The organism is Streptomyces sp. NPDC048650 (genome assembly GCF_043199095.1).
Lineage (GTDB): Bacteria > Actinomycetota > Actinomycetes > Streptomycetales > Streptomycetaceae > Streptomyces.
This window is the reverse complement of record NZ_JBICVM010000002.1, coordinates 735,531-754,548: the sequence shown is the minus strand read 5'-3', so window position 1 is coordinate 754,548 and position 19,018 is coordinate 735,531. Positions and strand designations below refer to the sequence as shown.

Annotated in this window: 15 protein-coding genes; 13 read left to right on the top strand and 2 right to left on the bottom strand. The window is 72.3% G+C overall.

What is annotated here, in order from left to right; all coding sequences use genetic code 11:
* Positions 1-38: 38 nt before the first annotated feature.
* From ACGFML_RS09205 to ACGFML_RS09195, 3 genes are read left to right on the top strand one after another with little or no spacing between them, the layout of a single operon-like run.
* A complete protein-coding gene (locus ACGFML_RS09205; RefSeq protein WP_393541613.1) occupies positions 39-1,019 on the top strand; it encodes a glycoside hydrolase family 16 protein in 981 nt (326 codons plus the stop codon).
* Complete coding sequence (locus ACGFML_RS09200) at positions 1,016-2,185, top strand: beta-1,3-glucanase family protein (protein WP_393541611.1); 1,170 nt, start codon at positions 1,016-1,018, stop codon at positions 2,183-2,185. Before ACGFML_RS09205 ends, ACGFML_RS09200 begins: the two co-directional genes overlap by 4 nt.
* 39 nt (positions 2,186-2,224) lie before the next feature.
* Positions 2,225-3,586 carry an MFS transporter gene (locus ACGFML_RS09195; protein WP_393541609.1) on the top strand — a complete coding sequence of 454 codons (1,362 nt, stop codon included), beginning with the start codon at positions 2,225-2,227 and terminating at the stop codon, positions 3,584-3,586.
* Between the two features lie 56 nt (positions 3,587-3,642).
* On the opposite strand, the gene ACGFML_RS09190 is transcribed toward ACGFML_RS09195, so the two are convergent.
* Positions 3,643-5,463: a glycoside hydrolase family 15 protein gene (locus ACGFML_RS09190; protein ID WP_393541607.1), complete on the bottom strand. Its 1,821-nt coding sequence runs from the start codon at positions 5,461-5,463 to the stop codon at positions 3,643-3,645.
* 389 nt (positions 5,464-5,852) lie between these two features.
* Between ACGFML_RS09190 and ACGFML_RS09185 the strand changes: the two genes are divergently transcribed.
* The 10 genes from ACGFML_RS09185 to ACGFML_RS09140 all read left to right on the top strand — a co-directional run bounded on the left by ACGFML_RS09185 (position 5,853) and on the right by ACGFML_RS09140 (position 18,250).
* On the top strand, positions 5,853-7,508 hold the full coding sequence (locus ACGFML_RS09185) for a CTP synthase (RefSeq protein ID WP_393541605.1): 1,656 nt from the start codon (positions 5,853-5,855) through the stop codon (positions 7,506-7,508).
* A gap of 104 nt (positions 7,509-7,612) precedes the next feature.
* Positions 7,613-8,239, top strand: a complete 627-nt coding sequence (locus tag ACGFML_RS09180) for an NUDIX domain-containing protein (RefSeq protein ID WP_393541603.1) — start codon at positions 7,613-7,615, stop codon at positions 8,237-8,239.
* 168 nt (positions 8,240-8,407) lie between these two features.
* Positions 8,408-10,543, top strand: coding sequence for a tetratricopeptide repeat protein (locus tag ACGFML_RS09175; protein WP_393541601.1), 2,136 nt, complete (start codon positions 8,408-8,410; stop codon positions 10,541-10,543).
* A gap of 168 nt (positions 10,544-10,711) precedes the next feature.
* Positions 10,712-11,827, top strand: a complete 1,116-nt coding sequence (gene ald / locus ACGFML_RS09170) for an alanine dehydrogenase (RefSeq protein WP_393541686.1) — start codon at positions 10,712-10,714, stop codon at positions 11,825-11,827.
* A 489-nt stretch (positions 11,828-12,316) separates the two neighbouring features.
* Positions 12,317-13,333: a ParA family protein gene (locus tag ACGFML_RS09165; protein ID WP_393494890.1), complete on the top strand. Its 1,017-nt coding sequence runs from the start codon at positions 12,317-12,319 to the stop codon at positions 13,331-13,333.
* Positions 13,318-13,917, top strand: coding sequence for a hypothetical protein (locus tag ACGFML_RS09160; RefSeq protein ID WP_393541599.1), 600 nt, complete (start codon positions 13,318-13,320; stop codon positions 13,915-13,917). Before ACGFML_RS09165 ends, ACGFML_RS09160 begins: the two co-directional genes overlap by 16 nt.
* Positions 13,918-14,051: 134 nt before the next feature.
* Positions 14,052-15,236, top strand: coding sequence for a segregation and condensation protein A (locus ACGFML_RS09155; protein ID WP_393541597.1), 1,185 nt, complete (start codon positions 14,052-14,054; stop codon positions 15,234-15,236).
* Between the two features lie 50 nt (positions 15,237-15,286).
* Positions 15,287-15,934: an SMC-Scp complex subunit ScpB gene (scpB, locus tag ACGFML_RS09150; RefSeq protein ID WP_393541684.1), complete on the top strand. Its 648-nt coding sequence runs from the start codon at positions 15,287-15,289 to the stop codon at positions 15,932-15,934.
* Positions 15,934-17,172 (top strand): pseudouridine synthase, encoded by a 1,239-nt coding sequence (locus ACGFML_RS09145; protein WP_393541595.1) that lies wholly within the window; start codon positions 15,934-15,936, stop codon positions 17,170-17,172. Before scpB ends, ACGFML_RS09145 begins: the two co-directional genes overlap by 1 nt.
* 67 nt (positions 17,173-17,239) lie before the next feature.
* Positions 17,240-18,250 (top strand): ADP-ribosylglycohydrolase family protein, encoded by a 1,011-nt coding sequence (locus ACGFML_RS09140; RefSeq protein WP_393541593.1) that lies wholly within the window; start codon positions 17,240-17,242, stop codon positions 18,248-18,250.
* A 69-nt stretch (positions 18,251-18,319) separates the two neighbouring features.
* Here ACGFML_RS09140 and ACGFML_RS09135 read toward each other — a convergent pair whose 3' ends face one another.
* Entirely contained in the window at positions 18,320-19,015 is a 696-nt protein-coding gene (locus ACGFML_RS09135; protein ID WP_393541591.1) for a DNA polymerase beta superfamily protein, read from the bottom strand.
* Positions 19,016-19,018 lie beyond the last annotated feature (3 nt).

Below are 19,018 nucleotides of genomic sequence, written 5' to 3'. Positions count from 1 at the left end.
GCGCTCCTCACTACCCCCCACTGTGCGAGGAGAATGTCATGAACATGAAATTCAGGAAAAGAGCGGTACGCGCGGCGCTCTTCGCCGCGAGCGCCGCACTCCTCGGCGCCTCCGCCCTCACCGTCCCGACGGCGTCGGCCGCCACGGCAGCCGCCCCCGACGCCTTCCAGGAGGTCTGGCGCGCCGACTTCGACGGCGCCGCCGGATCGCGGCCCCCCGCCGACGACTGGATCACCGACACCGGCACCGGCTACCCCGGAGGCCCGGCCAACTGGGGCACCGGGGAGCGGGAGACCTACACCGATCGCCCCGAGAACCTCCAGCTCGACGGTGCCGGCCACCTCAGGATCACGGCCCTGAAGAACGGCGCCGAATGGACCTCGGGCCGGATCGAGACCCAGCGCACCGACTTCGCGGCGCCGGCCGGCGGCAAGCTCCGCATCGAGGCGAGCATCCGGATGCCGGACGTCTCCGGTGACGCCGCACTCGGCTACTGGCCGGCGTTCTGGACGCTGGGCGACGCCTACCGGGGCAACTACCAGAACTGGCCGGGCATCGGCGAGTTCGACGTCATGGAGAACGTCAACGGCATCAACAAGGTCTGGGGCACGCTGCACTGCGGCGTCAACCCCGGCGGGCCGTGCAATGAGACCCAGGGCAAGGGAAACACCCGCGAGTGCCCCGGCAGCGCCTGCCAGGCCGGATTCCACACCTACGCGCTGGAGCTCGACCGCACCGACAGCGCCGCGGAATCGCTGAACTGGTACGTCGACGGAACGAAGTTCCACACCGTCACCGCCGCCGAGATGGACGCCGACACCTGGGCGAAGGCGACCCATCACGGCCACTTCCTGCTGCTGAACCTCGCGATGGGCGGTGCCTTCCCGGACGGCGTCGCGGGGGCGGCCACGCCCACCGACGCGACCCGGCCGGGCGGTTCGCTGCTCGTCGACCACGTCGCCGTCTCCGTCGCACAGCCCGCCCGGGCCCGTACCGCACGCCAAGGAGCCGCATCGTGATCTCCCGCCGCACCCTTCTCGGCTCTCTCGCCGCCGGCGCCGCCACCGCATCCGGCCTCGCCCTCGGCGGCCGGGCACTCGCCACCGGGGCCCCGACGGGCCGGGCCGCCGCGGGCCTGCCCCTGCACATCGTCAACTCCTCCGGGGAGTACGCCAATTCCTCGGTGTGGATCTACATCGTGGGCAACGACGGCACCCAGCAGGTGCGCGTCACCCCGGACGGCCGGCTCAAGCCCGTGGCGGTGTCCGACAACGGCTCGGACGGTTTCACCGACTACGCCATCCCCCTCGCCGCCTCCGGCACCACCACTCTCCAGCTGCCGCAGATGTCCGGCCGGATCTACACCGCGCTGGGCGGCAAGCTCAAGTTCAAGGCCGTCGAGGACGGCAACGGCAAGGCGGCGCTCGCCTACCCGGCCGGCTGGGTCGCGTCCGACCCCAACTACGACATCCTGCACGACTGCGCCGAGTTCACCTACAACTCCGGCGGGATGTACTGCAACACCACCATGGTCGACATGTTCAGCGTCCCGCTCGCGATCAAGCTGGCCGGGGCCAAGGAGCAGACCACCGGCACGCTCAAGGACGGCGCCCGCGCCAAGGTCTTCGCCGACGTCAAGGGAGCGGAGGGCTTCGACCGCCTGGTGGTCGGCGACAAGCGGATCATCGCGCCCGGTCACGGCCTGGACAGCGGGCTGTTCGGAAAGGACCACCTCGCACCCGCCATCGACGAGGCATGGTCGGCCTATGCGGCCAAGGACCTGTCCGTGACGACGAACGCCGGCACCTTCACCGGGCGGGTCAGCGGCGGCAAGCTCTCCTTCACCGGCCCCGGCTCGGTCTCCTTCGACAAGCCGTCCACCCGTGACGTCCTCTTCTGCGACGGCACCCTCGCCGCCCCCAACGACGGCACCCTCGGACCGGTCGCCGCGATCCTGGGCGCCGCCCTCAACCGCTCCACGCTCACCACCCACGCGTCCCAGCCGACCACCGACCCGGCCGACTTCTACCAGCAGCGGCTCACCAACCACTACGCCCGCGCCATGCACGCGGCGACCCAGGACGGCAAGGCGTACGGCTTCGCCTTCGACGACGTCGCCGGCTTCGCCTCGTACATCGAGGACGGCGCTCCGAAGGAGCTCACCCTCACCCTGACCCCGTTCTGACCCCTGTCGCGCGGGGCCGCACCTCCCTACGCTCTGCACATGTCAGGTACCGCACAAACCCGCAACGGCCCCGCCGACCGCGGTGATCCCGCCGGCCGCCGGGGTCCGGCCGGCGGACGCCCTCCGCACGGCGTACCCCAGCCCATACCCCAGGACCCGGACCGTGCCGCCGTACAGCGCCGCACCGTCCGGGTCCTGATGTCCGCCCAGGTCGTGGGCGGGATCGGGATGGGCTCGATGCTCTCCTCCGGCTCCCTGCTGGTCGGCCGGCTCACCGGATCCGAGGCCGCGGCGGGCCTCGCCACCACCTCCATCACCCTCGGCGCGGCGCTGCTCGGCATCCCGCTCGCCGCACTCTCCCGCTCCCGGGGCCGCCGCGCCGGACTCGGTACCGGCTGGCTGCTCGGCGCCGTGGGCTCGCTGCTCGTCCTGGCGGCGGCGCGGCTGGGCTGGTTCCCGCTGCTGCTCGCCGGGATGCTCCTCATCGGCTCCGCCACCGCCGCCAACCTCCAGGCCCGTTACGCGGCCGCCGACCTCGCCGAGGACGCCCACCGGGCCCGCGCCCTGTCCCTCGTCGTCTGGGCCACCACCCTCGGCAGCGTCCTCGGCCCCAACCTCAGCGGCCCCGGCGAGCCGGTCGCCCGCGCACTGGGCGAGCCGGAGGAAGCCGGCACGTTCGTCTTCTCCGTCGGCGCGTTCCTGATCGGCTGGACGCTGATTCAGCTGCTGCTCCGCCCGGATCCGCTGCTCCTCGCGGTCGCCACCGCCCCCACCACGGCAGCCCGGGCCGGCCACCCCGAGCCCGCCGCCCCCTTCGCCACCCGTGTCACCGCCGCCCTGCGGCATGTCCGCGCGGCCCCCGAGGCGCGGCTCGGCCTGGTCGCCGTCGTCCTCGGGCACGCCGTCATGGTGTCCGTGATGACCATGACGCCGATCCATCTCGCCCACGACGGCGCGGAGCTGAAAGTCGTCGGATTCGCCATCAGCCTGCACATCGCGGGGATGTTCGCGCTCTCGCCGCTCGTCGGCCGCCTCACCGACCGGATCGGCCGGGTCCGGGTCGTCCTCGTCGGACAGGTCGTCCTGCTCGCCGCCGCGGCCGTCGCCGGCACCGCGGGCGGCTCCCGGGGGGCCGTCGTCGCCGGCCTGTTCCTGCTCGGGCTCGGCTGGTCCTGCGCCACCGTCGCCGGTTCGACGCTGCTGACCGAATCGACCGCGGCCGCGCACCGCTCCGAGGTCCAGGGCCTGGCCGACACCCTGATGAATCTCGCCGGTGCGGGCGGCGGCGCGCTGGCCGGGGGGATCGTGGCCCTGATCGGCTACGGCGGGCTGAACGCCGCCGTCGTCCTGCTGATCGTGCCGGTCGCCGTCCTCGCCCTGGCCCCGCGCCGGGCGGACTGAGCTGCGGCTGCGGCCCGTGTGCCCGGGGTATGCACCCGGCAACACGGGCCGGTGCGCTACCCGCCCCCGTACGCGCCGCTGGCGGTCAGCCGCAGCGCCGTGTCGATCAGCGGGACGTGGCTGAAGGCCTGCGGGAAGTTGCCCACCTGGCGCTTGAGCTTCGCGTCCCACTCCTCGGCCAGCAGCCCCAGGTCGTTGCGGAGCGAGAGCAGCTTCTCGAAGAGCCTGCGGGCCTCGTCCACCCGGCCGATCATCGCCAGGTCGTCGGCGAGCCAGAACGAACAGGCCAGGAACGCGCCCTCCTCGCCCTCCAGGCCGTCCACGCCGAGATCGCCCTCCCCCGAGGTGGGGTAGCGCAGGATGAAGCCGTCCTCGGTGGCCAGCTCCCGCTGGATCGCCTCGATGGTGCCGATGACGCGCTTGTCGTCCGGCGGCAGGAAGCCCATCTGCGGGATCAGCAGCAGCGAGGCGTCCAGCTCCTGGGAGCCGTAGGACTGGGTGAAGGTGTTGCGCTCCTTGTCGTAACCCTTCTCGCACACGTCCCGGTGGATGGTCTCGCGCAGGTCCTTCCAGCGCTCCAGCGGGCCGTCCACGTCCCCGGACTCGATCAGCTTGACGGTGCGGTCGACGGCGACCCACGTCATGACCTTGGAGTGGACGAAGTGGCGGCGCGGTCCGCGGACCTCCCAGATGCCCTCGTCCGGCTCGTCCCAGTGCTTCTCCACCCACTGGATCAGCTTGAGCTGGAGGAGGGAGGCGTAGTCGTTGCGTGCCAGGCCCGTCATGTGCGCCAGGTGCAGCGCCTCGGTGACCTCGCCGTACACGTCCAGCTGCAGCTGGCCCGCGGCGCCGTTGCCGACCCGGACCGGCTGGGAGTTCTCGTATCCGGGAAGCCAGCCGAGTTCGTTCTCGCCCAGCTCCCGCTCGCCGGCGATGCCGTACATGATCTGGAGGTTCTCCGGATCGCCGGCCACCGCCCGCAGCAGCCACTCGCGCCAGGCCCGGGCCTCTTCCCGGTAGCCCGTGCGCAGCAGGGACGAGAGGGTGATCGCGGCGTCCCGCAGCCAGGTGAAGCGGTAGTCCCAGTTGCGGATGCCGCCGATGCACTCGGGCAGGGACGTGGTGGGCGCGGCGACGATGCCGCCGGTCGGCGCATACGTCAGCGCCTTGAGGGTGATCAGCGAGCGCACCACCGCATCGCGGTAGGGCCCGTGGTACGTGCAGTGCTCGACCCACTCGCGCCAGAACTCCTCGGTGGCCTCCAGCGACGCCTCAGGTTCCGCGGTGGCGGGCGGCTGGTGGTGCGAGGGCTGCCAGCTGATCGTGAAGGCGATCCGGTCACCGGGGCCGACCGTGAAGTCGGAGTAGGTCGTCAGGTCCTTGCCGTAGGTCTCCGCCTCGGTGTCCAGCCACACCGAATCCGGACCGGCGACCGCGACCGTGCGGTGGTCCACCTTGTGGACCCACGGCACGACCCATCCGTACGAGAACCGCATCCGCAGCTCCGAGCGCATCGGGACGCGGCCGCTGACACCTTCCACGATGCGGATCAGCTGCGGGGCGCCGTCCCGCGGCGGCATGAAGTCGATCACCCGCACCGTGCCGCGCGGGGTGTCCCACTCCGATTCCAGCACCAGGGAATCGCCCCGGTAGCGGCGGCGGTCGGCGTGCCGGGGCCCGGCACCGGGGCCGGGCCCGGCGGCCGGCCCCATCCGCCAGAAGCCGTGCTCCTCCGTGCCGAGCAGTCCCGCAAAGACCGCCGGCGAGTCGAAGCGCGGCAGACACAGCCAGTCGACCGTGCCGTCCCGGCACACCAGTGCGGCCGTCTGCATATCGCCGATGAGTGCGTAGTCCTCGATGCGCCCGGCCACGTGCATCTCCCGTCGAACTGTGGAGTGACGCCCCCCATGGGACGTGTGTGCTGTCCGTCCTGCCCATGAAACGTCGCCGAGCAGCGGGACCGGAAATCGGGCGGGGGTGGTGCCTTCCCGGGCGGCTCGTAAGCGAGTGTCCGAGCAGGATACGACGCAGATGAGCGATCCGCGCGACGCTCGCGAGGAGTGGGGTGGTCCGATCGGGTGGCGCGGGTCACGTGGACCGGCCCGTGCGTGGCCGGGCGCGACCATGCCCGGTCGCTGATAGCCTGGTACCCCGTGGACCGGTGGGCACGAGAACCCCCGAACCGCAGCGACGGCACCCCTGAAAACCCGGGACGGCGCCGCTTCGCACCTCTCCACCTCGCGACCACGGGAGCTCCCTCTTGGCCATGCCGCCCAAATCCACGACGACCAAGCACCTCTTCGTCACCGGGGGCGTCGCCTCCTCGCTGGGCAAGGGGCTCACCGCCTCCAGCCTGGGTGCGCTCCTGAAGGCGCGCGGCCTGCGGGTCACGATGCAGAAGCTCGACCCGTACCTGAACGTCGACCCGGGAACGATGAACCCGTTCCAGCACGGTGAGGTCTTCGTCACCAACGACGGTGCCGAGACCGACCTGGACATCGGCCACTACGAGCGCTTCCTGGACGTCGACCTCGACGGCTCCGCGAACGTCACCACCGGCCAGGTCTACAACACCGTGATCGCCAAGGAGCGGCGCGGCGAGTACCTCGGTGACACCGTGCAGGTCATCCCGCACATCACCAACGAGATCAAGCACCGCATCCGCCGGATGGCGACCGACGACGTCGATGTCGTGATCACCGAGGTCGGCGGCACGGTCGGCGACATCGAGTCGCTGCCGTTCCTGGAGACCGTCCGCCAGGTCCGCCACGAGGTCGGCCGGGACAACGTCTTCGTCGTGCACATCTCGCTGCTCCCCTACATCGGCCCGTCCGGTGAGCTCAAGACCAAGCCGACCCAGCACTCGGTCGCGGCGCTGCGCAACATCGGTATCCAGCCCGACGCGATCGTGCTGCGTGCCGACCGCGAGGTGCCCACCGCCATCAAGCGCAAGATCTCGCTGATGTGCGACGTGGACGAGGCCGCGGTGGTCGCCGCCATCGACGCCCCCTCCATCTACGACATCCCCAAGGTTCTGCACGCCGAGGGCCTGGACGCCTATGTCGTGCGCAAGCTGGACCTGCCGTTCCGCGACGTGGACTGGACGCAGTGGGCGGACCTGCTCGACCGCGTCCACAACCCCGACCACGAGGTCAAGGTCGCGCTGGTCGGCAAGTACATCGACCTGCCCGACGCCTACCTCTCGGTGACCGAGGCGCTGCGGGCCGGCGGCTTCGCGAACAAGACCCGGGTGAAGCTCAAGTGGGTCACCTCGGACGACTGCAAGACCCCGGCGGGCGCCGCGGAGCAGCTCGGCGACTGCGACGCGGTCTGCATCCCCGGTGGCTTCGGCGACCGCGGCGTGGACGGCAAGGTCGGCGCGATCACCTACGCCCGCGAGCAGAAGCTGCCGCTGCTCGGCCTGTGCCTGGGCCTGCAGTGCGTGGTCATCGAAGCGGCTCGCAACCTGGCCGGTATCAAGGGCGCGAACTCCACCGAGTTCGACCCGGGTGCCGCCGACCCGGTGATCTCGACGATGGCCGAGCAGCTGGACATCGTCGCAGGTGAGGGCGACATGGGCGGCACGATGCGGCTGGGCATGTACCCGGCCAAGCTCGCCGAGGGCTCGATCGTGCGCGAGGTGTACGACGACCAGCCCTACGTCGAGGAGCGCCACCGCCACCGCTACGAGGTCAACAACGCCTACCGCGGCGAGCTGGAGAAGAAGGCCGGCCTGCAGTTCTCCGGCACCTCCCCGGACAACAAGCTCGTCGAGTACGTCGAGTACCCCCGCGAGGTGCACCCCTACCTGGTCGCCACCCAGGCGCACCCGGAGCTGCGGTCCCGGCCGACCCGCCCGCACCCGCTCTTCGCCGGGCTGGTGAAGGCCGCGGTCGCGCGCAAGACGGGTGCCGTCGAGTAGCACCCGGCAGGACGGATACGGTTGCCGGGGTACGACCTCCTCACCCGAGGTCGTGCCCCGGTTTCTGCGTTGGCACAGGTCAGGTACACACAGGAGGACGCGCCATGGCGATCAAGGACACCCCCGAGGAGTGGACGGTCACCGCCACCACGACGCCGTTCACCGGGAACAAGACCAGCGTGCGCACCGACGAGGTGGTGATGCCGGACGGCTCGTCCGCCGCGCGGGACTACCAGGTGCACCCGGGCTCGGTGGCCGTGCTCGCCCTCGACGACGAGGGGCGGGTGCTGGTGCTGCGCCAGTACCGGCACCCGGTACGCCAGAAGCTGTGGGAGATCCCCGCCGGGCTGCTCGACATCCCCGGTGAGAACCCGCTGCACGCGGCACAGCGTGAGCTGTACGAGGAGGCGCACGTCAAGGCCGATGACTGGCGCGTGCTGACCGATGTCTACACCACGCCCGGCGGCTGCGACGAAGCCGTCCGGATCTTCCTCGCCCGCGGTCTGTCCGAGGCCGAGGGGGAGCGGTTCGAGGTCTCCGAGGAGGAGGCCGACATGGAGCTGGCGCGGGTGGCGCCGGACGAGCTGGTGCGCGGCGCCCTCGCCGGTGAGCTGCACAACAACTGCCTCGTGGTGGGCGCGCTCGCGCTGACCGCGGCCCAGGGCGGTGCGGGGCTGGACGCGCTGCGGCCGGCCGACGCGCCGTGGCCGGCCCGCCCGTTCGTCGCCTGACCGTCCTGACCGGCACTTTCCGAACCGGTCCGATGATCTGCTGTTCCGATCGAGTGACGCAACAGCCCCGCTCAACGCGGGTGGTGACGGATCGTGAACTACGCTCGGCAGCGTTCCCGTCGGCGATCGCGGCGGGATCGTACGCGCACGTGGACGGGAGCGTGGCCGGTGACGGATCAGGCGGTGGGCGGCGGGCAGCTCCCGCCGGAGGCGACCGGCCGGCCGGTCGGGGGTGCCACGGCCGCGTCGTCCCGGCGGGCATCGGGGCCCCGCCGGGACGACGCCACCGTCCCCGCGCCCGCGGCTCCGCCCGCCACCGCCCGCATCGCCGGTCGCCGCCGTGAACTCAAGGCCCTCCGCGCCGACATCGAACGCACCGGCCTGGACACCCTCACCGGCCGTCGGGGCACCCGCAGCCGCGTCCTGCTGATCGCCGGCCGCCCCGGCTCCGGCCGCACCGCGTTGGCCGAGGCCCTGCTGCGCGAGCTCGCCGCCGACTATCCCGACGGCGTGCTGCGCGCCACCCTCACCGGCCGGGACGGCGAACCCTGCGCCACCGACGCCATCGCCCGCGACCTGCTCACCGCGCTGGACACCGACGCCCCGCCCGGCGCCGCCGAGGACGAACTGGGCGAGCTGCTGCGCGGGGCGCTCGCGGGGCGCCGGGCGCTGCTCTTCCTGGACGACGCGCCGGGCGCCGAACAGGTCGAGCCGCTGCTCCCGGACGTGCCGGAATGCCTGGTCGTGGTGGTCTCCCAGGGGCCGCTGACCGGTATCCCCGACGTCCGGCCGTGCACCCTGGGCGGGCTGGACAGGGCGGCGGCGGTCGAGATCCTCGCCCGCTACGCCGGGCCGACCCGGATCACCGTCGACCCGAGCACCGCCGACGCCGTCGCCGAGCAGTGCGCCGGCCAGCCCGCCGCCCTGGTGCTGGCCGGCGGCTGGCTCGCCGCCCGGCCGAAGTCCTCGCTCTCCGATCTGCACCGGGCGCTGGCCGCCGTACCGCTGCCGGAAGGCGTCTCCACGGCGGCCCGGCCGCTGTTCCGCGCCTTCCAACTCGCCTACGACGCCCTGCCGAAGCCCGCGGCCCGGATGCTGCGGCTGACCGTCCTGGCCCCGGGCGGCCTGGTGGACGCGCACGACGCCGCCGCCCTGGCCGGCTGCTCGGTCGCCACGGCCGGACCCGCGCTCCAGGAATTCGCCGCGCTCGGCCTGCTGCGCCCGGTGGCCGGCCAGGACCCGGCGGACGCCGTCCCGGACGGCGCCGCGGGCCATCCGCAGTACCGGCTGCCCGGCTGCCTCGCCCCTCTCGTGCGCAACCTGCTGGAGGCGTACGAGCGCTCCTCCGACATCCAGCTGGCCCGTGCCCGGATGCTGCAGCGCACCGTACGGCTGCTGGTGTCGTGCTGGGCGATGAGCGAGGCACCCGGCTCGCCCGCGCGCCTGAAGGTCGCCGGGCTGCCGCGCTCGCTGCGCTTCCCCTCGCGCGCCGCCGCCGGGGACTGGCTGCGCGGCCACCGCGGCACCCTCCTGGACGCGGCGCGGATCGCCGTCGCCGACGGTGAACTCGACACCCTGGACCGGCGGTTGATGGCTGCGCTGACCCGTACGCTGCTCGCACACCAGGGCCCCGAGGCCGCTGCGCCGGACCTCTATGCGCTGCACGAGCTGGTCCTGGAGGTCGCCGAGCGCCGCCGGCTGCCGCGGGAGAAGGCCGCCGCGCTGCTCAACCTCGCGGATCTGGACGTCCACGCCGGCCGCACCGCGGCGGCGCTCACCCGCTACCGCGGCGCGCTGGAGGCGGCTCGCGCGGCGGGGGACGCGGCGGCCGTCGGCCGGGCCCTGGAGTCGCTCGGCGGTACGTACGGCGAGCTGGGCGACTGGCAGCGGGCCGCCGACTGGTACGGGCGGGCGCTGGAGCTGCGGCTCGCCCAAGGGGAACAGGCCGATGCGGCGCGGCTGCACGGCCGGATCGGCGGGGTGCACGCCCAGGCGGGCCGCTGGGGCGAGGCGCTCACGGCCTGGCGGGCCGCCGTGGGCACCTGCCGCAGGGCCGGCGACACGGCGGGTCAGGCGCGGGCGATGGGCGAGCTGGCCCGGGTGCAGGAGTGTGCGGGACTGCCGGAGGAGGCGCTGCGGATCTGTCGGGAGGCCCTCGAAACCGTCCGGAAAGCGGGCGACGGACAGCTGGAGGCGGTGCTCCAGCTACGGATTGCGGACACCCTCGAACGGCTCGGGGATCCAGCTGCGGCACGGCTCCACCGCGAGGCCGGAGAGCGACTCCTCGAAGATCACCCCGAGTAGCCTACGAAATCGGTGGTGGTGTCAGCGAGAATTATTGCTTTACAAGGCTAGACAAGAAGAGCTCCTTCAATAGACTGGGTGGGCCGCGTACGGCGCGGTCAGTTCCGTCATGCACCGCATGAGGGGATAATTCCTCCTGCAAGCTCTCTTTCAAGGACCGTGATCGACGTGAAGGTCGGCATCCCCCGCGAGGTCAAGAACAACGAGTTCCGCGTGGCCATCACGCCCGCCGGAGTCAACGAGCTCGTCCGCCACGGCCACCAGGTCGTCATCGAGAAGGACGCCGGTCTCGGCTCGTCCATCACGAACGAGGAGTACGTCGCCGCCGGCGCCGCCATCCTCGACACCGCCGACGAGGTCTGGGGCGCCGCCGACCTGCTGCTGAAGGTCAAGGAGCCGATCGCGGAGGAGTACCACCGCCTCCGCAAGGACCAGACGCTCTTCACTTACCTGCACCTGGCCGCCTCCAAGGAGTGCACGGACGCCCTGCTGGAGTCCCGCACCACCGCCATCGCCTACGAGACCGTCGAGACGGCCGGCCGCGCGCTGCCGCTGCTCGCCCCGATGTCCGAGGTCGCGGGCCGTATCGCCCCGCAGGTCGGCGCGTACCACCTGATGCGCCAGGCCGGCGGCCGCGGCGTGCTGCCCGGTGGCGTCCCGGGTGTCCAGGCGGGCAAGGCCGTCGTCATCGGCGGTGGCGTCTCCGGCTGGAACGCCGTGCAGATCGCCGTGGGCCTCGGCTTCCACGTCACCCTGCTCGACAAGGACATCAACAAGCTCCGCGAGGCCGACAAGATCTTCGGCACCAAGGTGCAGACGATCGTCTCCAACGCCTTCGAGCTGGAGAAGGCCGTCGTCGAGGCCGACCTCGTCGTCGGTGCGGTCCTGATCCCGGGCGCCAAGGCCCCGAAGCTGGTCACCAACGCGCTCGTCGCCAAGATGAAGCCCGGAAGTGTCCTTGTCGACATCGCGATCGACCAGGGCGGCTGCTTCGAGGACTCGCGTGCCACCACGCACGCCGAGCCGACCTTCCAGGTCCACAACTCGGTCTTCTACTGCGTCGCCAACATGCCCGGCGCGGTCCCGAACACCTCCACCTACGCGCTCACCAACGCCACGCTGCCCTACATCGTGGAGCTGGCGAACCGCGGCTGGGTCGAGGCGCTGCGCCGTGACCCGGCGCTGGCCAAGGGCCTGAACACCCACGACGGCAAGGTCGTCTACCCCGAGGTCGCCGAGGCGCACGGCCTCGAGTCGGTCGAGCTGCGGACGCTCCTCGGCTGAGGCGTCAATCGAGCGCGTCAACGCTGCACATCCGGCCGGGCCTTGTCGACAGGGCCCGGCCGGTCGTTTGTGCGACGCGCCGCGGGCACGCCGTCGGCTGACGAGCTCTCAACTCGCCGCGAACGTAACCCTTTAACCGATTCGCGCACCCACGAAACATCGGGCCGATGCCGCTTGTGGCCTTGACATCGAGGGGTTCCGTCACCGACACATCGTGCCGGGTCCGGTGGATTGTGTTGCTGCGAACGCCCGACACGCCATAGAGTCGCCAACCGTCGGCATAGTGCCACGCTGACCTATCGATAAAGTTTCCTGGTCACATCCAAGGAGGTAAGACGACTTGTGAATGAGTCGACATTTTCTCCCGGAGGTGGTCGGCCAGGAGCGGTTGCACGGGGCCAGGGTCCCTCGGGGCTCGAGGCTGTCGGCTCCGTCGCGGTCCACACCTTCGCAGCCCACCAGAGCATTTCCTCGACAGCCCACCAGAGTATGGACGGCCATCACGTGAACGCCATGGCCGGCGACCGGGGCAGTGGAGAACCCGCCCGTCTCGCCGACTACGACGACCTGCCCGAGGGGCACTTCTACGATCCGGACGCGGAGTACGAGCCGGACCCCGAGTACGCGGCGACGCTCGCGCCGGACGCGGCCCGCCAGCGCCGCGAGCGCGTCGGCCCGACCGGGCGCCCGCTCCCGTACTTCCCGATCCCGGGACCGCTCTCGGAGCACGGCCCCGCCAAGATCATCGCGATGTGCAACCAGAAGGGCGGGGTCGGCAAGACCACCTCGACCATCAACCTGGGTGCCGCGCTCGCCGAATACGGACGACGGGTGCTGCTCGTCGACTTCGACCCGCAGGGCGCCCTGTCCGTCGGTCTCGGCGTCAACCCGATGGAGCTCGACCTGACGGTCTACAACCTGCTCATGGAGCGGGGGATGTCGGCCGACGAGGTGCTCCTGAAGACCGCGGTTCCCAACATGGACCTGCTGCCCAGCAACATCGACCTGTCAGCGGCAGAGGTGCAGTTGGTCAGCGAGGTCGCGCGCGAGTCGACCCTGCAGCGCGCCCTGAAGCCGCTGCTGGCCGACTACGACTACATCGTCATCGACTGCCAGCCCTCGCTGGGCCTGCTCACCGTCAACGCCCTGACGGCGGCTCACAAGGTCATCGTGCCGCTGGAGTGCGAGTTCTTCGCGCTGCGCGGTGTCGCGCTGCTGACCGAGACGATCGAGAAGGTCCAGGAGCGGCTCAACCCCGAGCTGGAGCTCGACGGCATCCTGGCCACGATGTACGACTCCCGGACCGTGCACAGCCGTGAGGTCCTGGCGCGCGTCGTGGAGGCCTTCGACGATCACGTCTACCACACCGTCATCGGCCGTACGGTGCGCTTCCCGGAGACCACCGTCGCCGGCGAGCCCATCACGACGTACGCCTCCAACTCCGTCGGTGCCGCCGCCTATCGCCAGCTCGCCAGGGAGGTGCTCGCCCGGTGTCACGCCGAGTGAGTCTGCCCGGAGCCGACGAACTGTTCCGCACCACGGGGGGGATGGGGCTCCAGTCCTCCGCACCCCGTCGGCCGGCGAACGGCTCGCCGGCGGCCGGTGAGGCTCCCCGGGTGCCCGCACCGGCCGACCCGGCGGACGCGGCGGAGGCGCCCGCCGCCGTACGGCACGGCGACGCCCCGGCCGACGGCGACCCGGCCCCCGGCCGCACCCCGTCGCCCGCCACCCCGGCCGAGCACAGCGGCCGTGCGGCGGACGCGGAGCCCCCCAAGGGCCACCGGCCGCAGCCGGCCCAGGAGGCGGCCGCCGCGGTCGCTCAGAACGGCGCACAGGGCCGCCGGCGGGGTGCCGGGCGCGGCGCCAACCGCCGCCCCAGCGGCCGCGAACGGCACGACGAGAAGATCACCGTCTATGTCTCCGCCGAGGAGCTCATGGACCTCGAACACGCCCGCCTGGTGCTGCGCGGCGAACACGGCCTGGCCGTCGATCGCGGCCGCATCGTCCGCGAGGCGGTGGCCGTCGTCCTCGCCGATCTGGAGTCGCGCGGGGACGCCAGCATCCTGGTGCGGCGGCTGCGGGGCCGCTGACCGACGGCCCGGGCGGCCCGCTCGGGTCGCGCCCGGTTCGGCGCCGCCGCGAGATAGCCTGCCTCCTCGGTGGGGTGTCCCGCCCGTGACCAGCCCGCAGCCCCGGCGCGGGGACCGCAGCACCCTGGACCGCGATGCCGACGACCAACGACGACGCCCCCGCTCCCCGCGCCCGACGCCCCCTGGGGCGAGGCCCGGGGACGGGCCCGGCAGCCGCGGCGGACGAGCCGCCCGCGCCGCCGGACTCCGGGGACGGGTCGTCCGCCGCACCGCACCTCCCCGGCCCACCCGCCGCCCCCACCGTGACCTCCGAGCCGTCCGACGCCGCCGATCCCCCGGACATCGCCGATCCCCCGGACATGGCCGAGATTCCGGGCCTCGCCGCGCCGTCGGACGCCTTCGAGGCTCCGGACGCCACCGAGTCCCCGGACACCGGTGAGACCTCCGACACCTCCGGCACCATCGACACCTCCGGCACCTCAGATGCCTCCGGGGTCGACGACGGCAGGTTCACCGTCCGGCTGGACAACTTCGAGGGCCCCTTCGATCTGCTGTTGCAGCTGATCTCCCGGCACAAGATGGACGTGACCGAGGTCGCACTCTCGAAGGTCACCGACGAGTTCATGGCGCACATCCGGGCCATGGGGCCGGACTGGGACCTGGACCAGACCACCGAGTTCCTGGTCGTCGCGGCGACGCTGCTGGATCTGAAGGCGGCCCGGCTGCTGCCCGCCGCCGAGGTGGAGGACGAGGCGGACCTCGCGCTCCTGGAGGCCCGTGACCTGCTCTTCGCCCGACTCCTGCAGTACCGCGCGTACAAGCGGATCGCGGACATCTTCAGCGGACGGTTGGCCGACGAGGCGCGGCGATACCCGCGTACCGTCGGGCTGGAGCCGGAGCATGCCGAGCTGCTGCCCGAGGTGGTCATCAGCATCGGGGCGGAGGGGTTCGCCCGGCTGGCGGTCAAGGCGATGAGGCCCAAGGCCAGGCCGCAGGTCTATGTCGACCACATCCACGCGCCGCTGGTGAGCGTGCGGGAGCAGGCGGAGGTGGTGATGGCGCAGCTGCGCGCCGTGGGCACGGCCGGTTTCCAGGAGCTGGTGGCGGACGCCCCGGACACCCTCACCGTCGTGGCGCGCTTCCTGGCACTGCTGGAGCTCTACCGCGAGCGGGTGGTCGCCCTGGACCAGGAGGAGGCTCTGGGGGCGCTGACGGTCCGTTGGACGGGCGCGGAGGGGGCGGAGCCGGTCGTCACGGACGAGTTCGACCAGGAGACGCAGCCCCCGGCGGATGCCCGGGAGAGCGAGGAGACGGAGTGAGTGTGGAGGGAGCACACGAGGTGGAGGGAGCACACGAGGACGCGTACGAGGTGCAGGAGGCGGGGGACGGGGGCCCGGCGCCCACCGGTGCGCTCGGCGTCGCGGAGCTGGCGCTGAAGCCCGCCCTGGAGGCCGTCCTGATGGTGGTGGACGAGCCCGCGACCGAGGAGCACCTGGCGAAGGTGCTGGAGCGCCCGCGTCGCGCGGTGGCCCTGGCGCTGCGTGAGTTGTCCGACGACTACGCCCGCCAGGGGCGCGGTTTCGATCTGCGGCTGGTGGCCGGCGGCTGGCGGTTCTACTCCCGTGCCGAGTACGCGGACGCGGTGGAGAGCTTCGTGCTGGACGGCCAGCAGGCCCGGCTCACCCAGGCCGCATTGGAGACTCTGGCCGTGGTCGCGTACCGTCAGCCGGTCAGCCGTTCCCGCGTCTCGGCCGTACGCGGCGTGAACTGTGACGGTGTGATGCGCACGCTCCTCCAGCGCGGCCTTGTGGAGGAGGCGGGGACGGAACCTGAAACAGGTGCGATCCTGTACAGGACGACGAACTACTTTCTGGAGCGGATGGGCCTGCGCGGCCTGGACGAGCTCCCTGAGCTCGCACCGTTCCTCCCAGAGGCGGACGCGGTCGAGGGTGACTCCGCGGAAGGTATCCCGTCGTTCGACGTAGACGACAGCGGCGACTCTCAGACGGATCATTGATGCGAAGCAGCGGCAGGAACGACAGGGACGGCGGCCGGGGCAACTACCGCGGCGCCGGCAACAAGCGGGACGACAAGCAGCAGCGCGCGGGCCGCCCCCGTCCCGAGGAGCGCCGCTACGACGTGGGCGGATCCGCCGGCTCCGGCGGCTCCTCGGAGCGCAGGGACGAACGCGGCGGGGCCGCCAGGAGCGGTGGCCCGAAGAGCGGCGCTCCGAAGAGTGGTGCTCCCAGGGGCGGTGCTCCCAGGGGCGGTGCTCCGAAGAGCGGTGCTCCCAAGAGCGGTGCTCCCAAGAGCGGCGGCGGCAGCCGGGGCGCGGCGGCCCGCGGCGGAGCCAAGGGCGGTCCCCGTACGGGCGCCGCGTCCAAGGCGTCCCGTCCGGGCGGCAAGGGCGCTCCGCAGCGCGGCCGGGGCCAGGCGCCCGCGCGGCCCCGTGAGCTGGACGCCCAGATCGAGGAGCGCAACCGCGCCCGTCACAGCAAGCCGCAGGTCAAGACCCCCAAGACCTTCGGTGAGGAGGAGGGCGAGCGGCTGCAGAAGGTGCTCGCCAGGGCCGGTATGGGCTCGCGGCGCGCCTGCGAGGAGCTCATCGACCAGGCGCGCGTCGAGGTCAACGGCCAGGTCGTCATGGAGCAGGGCGTCCGCGTCGACCCGCAGAAGGACGAGATCAAGGTCGACGGCCTGACGGTCGCCACCCAGTCGTACCTCTTCTTCGCGCTGAACAAGCCGGCCGGCGTCGTCTCCACGATGGAGGACCCCGACGGCCGCCAGTGCCTGGGCGACTACGTCACCAACCGCGAGACCCGGCTCTTCCACGTCGGGCGCCTCGACACGGAGACCGAGGGCATCATCCTGCTCACCAACCACGGTGAGCTGGCCCACCGCCTCACGCACCCGCGCTACGGCGTCAAGAAGACCTACCTGGCCGCGATCCAGGGCCCGCTCCCGCGGGACCTGGGCAAGCAGCTCAAGGACGGCGTTCCGTTGGAGGACGGCTACGCCCGCGCCGACCACTTCCGGGTCGTGGAGAACACCGGCAAGAACTACCTCGTCGAGGTGAGCCTGCACGAGGGCCGCAAGCACATCGTGCGCCGGATGCTCGCCGAGGCCGGCTTCCCGGTGGACAAGCTCGTCCGTACCGCCTTCGGGCCGATCTCCCTGGGCGACCAGAAGTCGGGCTGGCTGCGACGGATGACCAACACCGAGGTCGGCATGCTGATGCGCGAGGTCGAGCTGTAGCCGAAACCGCTTGCGGCAACGGCGGACCACCCCTTAACGTCATCGTGACATTAAGGGGTGGTTTCACATGGGGGCACCGTCTGCCGCGACCGGCTCGCTCATCGGGCTGGCGCTCGGTGACGCGCTCGGCTTCCCGACCGAGTTCCACGACGTACCGTCGATCCTCACCAAATGCGGGCCCTGGCGGGACATGAGCCTGCCGGTGCCGGCCTTCGTCACCGACGACACCCAGATGACGCTGGCCCTCGGGCGCGGCCTGCGCACGGCCATGGGGCACGGCGAGCTCACCGCCGCCCGCCTGGCGGACCCGGTGCGCGCGGAGTACGTCGCCTGGTGGCGCTCGCCCGACAACAACCGCGCGCCGGGTACCACCTGCCTGGACGCCTGCCGGCTGCTCAGCGACGAAAGCCTGCCCTGGGCCGAGGCCAGCCGGACCGGGTCCAAGGGCTGCGGCGCCAATATGCGGGTCGCGCCCATCGGGCTCGTGCCGGGGCTGAGCGAGCAGCAGCGCTCCGGCGCCGCGCAGCTCCAGTCCGCGCTCACCCACGGCCACCCCACGGCGCTCGCCGCGAGCGACCTCACGGCGTACGCCGTCCACGCCCTCGCCCACGGTGCCAGGCCCGCCGAGCTGACCGGCCTGCTGCGCGCGTACGCCCACGCGCAGCGCACCGACTACCGCGAGGACTGGCTGGGTGACCTCTGGCAGCGCGCCCAGGACCCGTCACCGGAGGCGTTCACGGCGCGCGGCTGGGACGACTGCCTCGGCGTCCTGGACCGGCTGGACGCGGCACTCGCCGCACCGGACCCGGAGGCCGATCCCTGCCTCGCCACCGGCGCCGGCTGGATCGCGGAGCAGGCACTGGCCACCGGCCTGCTCTGCTTCCTGCTCTTCCCCACCGAGCCCCGCACGGCCCTCCGCCGGGCCGCCTGCACCTCCGGCGACTCCGACTCGATCGCCTGCCTCACCGGTGCGTTCGCGGGCGCCCACCTGGGAGCCGACGCCTGGCCCGCCCAGTGGGCGGACCGCATCGAGTACCGGGAGGAGCTGCTGGCGCTGGGGGAGGCGTGGGACGCCTGAGGTACCGGCGGTGACGCGGCCGGACGCCCGTCCTCCGGGCGGCCGGGCCGTCCGCCGCCACCGAACGCCTCAGGAGAGCGCCGACGCCCGCCGGGCCCGGAACAGGAACTCCGCCACCCGGGCCCGGTCGGGCTCGGCCGGCAGCGGCGACCCGGAGAGCGCCGCCCCGGCCTCCTCGATCAGGGCCGCCGCCCGGCGTTCCACCTCCGGCCAGGGCACCTCGCCGCGCTTGACCGCCAGCAGCTCCTCGCGGGCGTCGCCGACGTCGAGGGCGAGGGTGCCGGTACGCAGCAGGTCGCGGCCGGTGGCCAGCAGCCGGAGCAGATGCATGGCGGGCTTCCAGCGGGGTGCGCCGTGCCGGAGGACCTGCGCGCGCAGTTTGTCGAGGTGCCCGGCGGCGTAGCCGGTGAAGGTGCGGTGGACGTGCCGGGAGAGGAAGGCGCCGCGCAGGGCGAGCAGCTCGCGTCCGGTGGCGTCGAGGCGTTCCACGAGGGGGGAGTGGAGGCACTCCAGGACGGTGGGGTTGGCCCGCAGCGCCAGCTCGCAGAACCGCTCCAGCTCCCAGGAGAACTCCTCCTCGCGCGGGCCCGTCACCTGGGCCGGCGGCTTCTCGAAGCGCCAGAAGTGCGCGGTGGGCGCGAGATAGACCCCGCGCCGGTCGGTGTCGCTGGCCGCGGTCGCCAGTCCGAAGGCGCGCGAGCCCATCACACACGCGTAGACGGTGTGCTCGGTGACCAGTTCGTGGCCTGCGGCGTCGTTGGGCATGCG

Excerpts from the sequence above, each read along its gene's own strand:
- ACGFML_RS09205 (WP_393541613.1), top strand. The coding sequence starts at position 39 with ATGAACATGAAATTCAGGAAAAGAGCGGTACGCGCGGCGCTCTTCGCC.
- ACGFML_RS09195 (WP_393541609.1), top strand. The coding sequence starts at position 2,225 with ATGTCAGGTACCGCACAAACCCGCAACGGCCCCGCCGACCGCGGTGAT.
- ACGFML_RS09190 (WP_393541607.1), bottom strand. The coding sequence starts at position 5,463 with ATGCACGTGGCCGGGCGCATCGAGGACTACGCACTCATCGGCGATATG.
- ACGFML_RS09185 (WP_393541605.1), top strand. The coding sequence starts at position 5,853 with ATGCCGCCCAAATCCACGACGACCAAGCACCTCTTCGTCACCGGGGGC.
- ACGFML_RS09180 (WP_393541603.1), top strand. The coding sequence starts at position 7,613 with ATGGCGATCAAGGACACCCCCGAGGAGTGGACGGTCACCGCCACCACG.
- ACGFML_RS09165 (WP_393494890.1), top strand. The coding sequence starts at position 12,317 with ATGGACGGCCATCACGTGAACGCCATGGCCGGCGACCGGGGCAGTGGA.
- ACGFML_RS09155 (WP_393541597.1), top strand. The coding sequence starts at position 14,052 with ATGCCGACGACCAACGACGACGCCCCCGCTCCCCGCGCCCGACGCCCC.
- ACGFML_RS09145 (WP_393541595.1), top strand. The coding sequence starts at position 15,934 with ATGCGAAGCAGCGGCAGGAACGACAGGGACGGCGGCCGGGGCAACTAC.
- ACGFML_RS09140 (WP_393541593.1), top strand. The coding sequence starts at position 17,240 with ATGGGGGCACCGTCTGCCGCGACCGGCTCGCTCATCGGGCTGGCGCTC.
- ACGFML_RS09135 (WP_393541591.1), bottom strand. The coding sequence starts at position 19,015 with ATGCCCAACGACGCCGCAGGCCACGAACTGGTCACCGAGCACACCGTC.